Source organism: Vibrio sp. D173a, from assembly GCF_030248475.1.
The window spans coordinates 1-1,288 of sequence record NZ_JAHGAH010000164.1 but is presented as its reverse complement, the minus strand read 5'-3'; the positions used below and the strand labels follow the sequence as shown (position 1 = coordinate 1,288).

The following is a 1,288-nucleotide window of genomic DNA, read 5'->3' as shown; positions in this document are numbered from 1 at the left end:
TGTGACGGGCGGTGTGTACAAGGCCCGGGAACGTATTCACCGTGGCATTCTGATCCACGATTACTAGCGATTCCGACTTCACGGAGTCGAGTTGCAGACTCCGATCCGGGATAAACTAGCCAGTTTCTACCAAGGGCAAACCTTAGCAGGCGTAAGCGAACACAAAGCCATGACAGAGAGTGATGTCCCATCACTGATTGATAATCACAAGGTGCAGTTGGAGGTGCCTAAATAATGTATGTGTCTGTAGACTCGTTACCGGAGCTCACCCCAGAGTATCAACAAGCTCAGCAGCAAGCGGTTCGTGATGCCAAGGTGGTGTATCAATTTGAAGTCGTGAAAGTTCCCCCGACTGACTACGGCGACATTATCACGTGGATACTGGGAGCTTTGATGTTTTTTTGGATAGGCTATCAAATTTCTTGGTTAGGTGTTGTCGTTGCTTCGTTATTTGTTTTTGCTCTTGGTAGCTACTTCTATTACGCCGGTAACCCTGATGTGAAACAAACGGTGACCTTGACCGAAAAGGGGATGATCGTTTCGGACCTTCAATTAGTGCCAGACGCGTGTTTTGCTGCATTGCGTTACTCTGGGTATGTGGGGATTGCGATATCGGTAGTTGGCGTGGTGTTGGTTGGTCCGATGATGTTTATCGGCGCCGGCGCCGGTCTCTTGATGTCATTTAAAATGGCTGGGGTGGAAAACAGACCAAAAACTAGAGTACTACCATTCCCTCCTCACACCAATTATCGTATGTATGATGTTCCTGAATGTCGATATAAGCATGGACTTGTTCAATGGCACTTGTCTCCGATGATTGAAAAAGAAATTGAGAGTGAAGATAAGAAGGCTGTGTATCGAGAAAACAGGATATTTTATTTCTCTAGCTATGCTGCTTCGACTGAAGAGCAAAATCAGTTTTTAAAACACTTGAGGCTGTTTATTACAGTCATAGAAGAAGGGTAGTGACGGGCAAATAGGCTTCGTTGGGAAGTCTGTTGGACAATTATCATTCTCGGAAGACTGTATATTAGCAATGCATGAATAACTCTATGTATGGGAAAGCACTCCCGCACTCATTATTACGGTTGATTTAAAACACCGAGCCCCCATATTCTTAAAATCCACCCACAACGCTACCTTGGCTATGCAAATCAAACGAGACTTTGACTACTACCACAACCTTCACAACGTCATTACCCACGCCCTGCTTCATTTGCTGTGTCAGGTATCCGCATCTTCCCGTTTTGTTCCAGTAACATCACGCAACGACATACTGATAAAGTAC

General features: G+C 45.3%; 1 protein-coding gene, 1 rRNA gene and 1 pseudogene. 2 read left to right on the top strand and 1 reads right to left on the bottom strand.

The window, feature by feature from the left end; all coding sequences use genetic code 11:
* Positions 1-236: ribosomal RNA gene (locus tag KIV40_RS16975) — 16S ribosomal RNA — on the bottom strand; the annotation flags it as partial.
* Here KIV40_RS16975 and KIV40_RS16970 point away from each other — a divergent pair.
* Together KIV40_RS16970 and KIV40_RS35600 are read left to right on the top strand one after the other, a co-directional pair.
* Positions 235-966: a hypothetical protein gene (locus KIV40_RS16970; protein WP_285350369.1), complete on the top strand. Its 732-nt coding sequence runs from the start codon at positions 235-237 to the stop codon at positions 964-966. The genes KIV40_RS16975 and KIV40_RS16970 overlap by 2 nt on opposite strands.
* Before the next feature lie 181 nt (positions 967-1,147).
* Positions 1,148-1,288 (top strand): annotated as a pseudogene (locus KIV40_RS35600) (DUF2913 family protein); the annotation flags it as partial.